Annotated in this window: 1 protein-coding gene; it reads right to left on the bottom strand. The window is 38.6% G+C overall.

Features of this window, described 5'->3' with window-relative positions:
- Positions 1-29 precede the first annotated feature (29 nt).
- The coding region (locus MT390_RS19675; protein ID WP_499442904.1) for an IS30 family transposase at positions 30-1,008 on the bottom strand (979 nt) is incomplete at its 5' end.

Below are 1,008 nucleotides of genomic sequence, written 5' to 3'. Positions count from 1 at the left end.
GGCGGATTCAACATTGAAGTGCATAACGACTAAGCAGCTATAGCTACCATATGTTCAGCCATTAATTTGGCTGGCGTTTTGTAATTTAGTTTCTTTCTTGGCCTTTCATTCAATTTAACTATTACATCTTCAACTTCTGATTGCGATACTTTTTTAAAGTCCGTTGATTTCGGCCAATATTGTCGTAACAAACCATTCGTATTTTCATTCAAACCTCTTTGCCACGAACAATAAGGATCTGCAAAATAAACATCACAGTTTAAATATTCGGTCATCACTTCATGATACGCAAATTCTTTACCATTATCAGCGGTGATCGTAAATATCGCACCTTTGAATGGTTGCAATAAAGCAATCGTAGCAGCAGTCACTGATTTAGCCGATTTGTCATCAACACGCATCGATACTGTAAAGCTGGTTTTTCGTTCGACGATAGTGACTAACGCACCACTGTGCCCCTTACCGATGACCAAATCTATTTCCCAATCTCCCACTCTATTTTTGTTATCAACATCCTTTGGACGTTCATCAATGCTTACTCGGTTTTTGATAAAACCTCTACCTGCTTGCTTATCCTTACTACGGGACTGATAAGCTTTGCCTTTTCTACGGAGGTATTGAAATAACTGACCTCCACGTTTCTTATCAGACCAAATATAAAGATAAATCGTTTCATGGCTAATCCGCACCTTGTGCTCTTCTCGCAACCATCCTGATATTTGCTCGGGACTCCATTCGAGTCGAATCTTTGAGTTAATTAGTGCAATGAGGCTACTCGTCATTTTAATTGCTTTACGAGAATGTAATCGACGATGATGTGCAAACGATTGGGCTTGTTTAATGCGATATCCTCGCTTACCTGTATTACGAGAAAGCTCTCTACTGATAGTTGATTGACTGACTTTTAACTGTTGCGCAATTTTATTTTGACTCAGACCTATTTTCTTTAAAGCATAAATCTGGCATCTTAGCCCATAGGTCAGTTGTTTATATGTTTTCATTGTTGCA

Origin of the sequence: Vibrio sp. 2-Bac 85 (genome assembly GCF_037546705.1) — a bacterium.
Lineage (GTDB): Bacteria > Pseudomonadota > Gammaproteobacteria > Enterobacterales > Psychromonadaceae > Psychromonas.
This window is presented reverse-complemented; position numbering and strand designations above follow the sequence as displayed.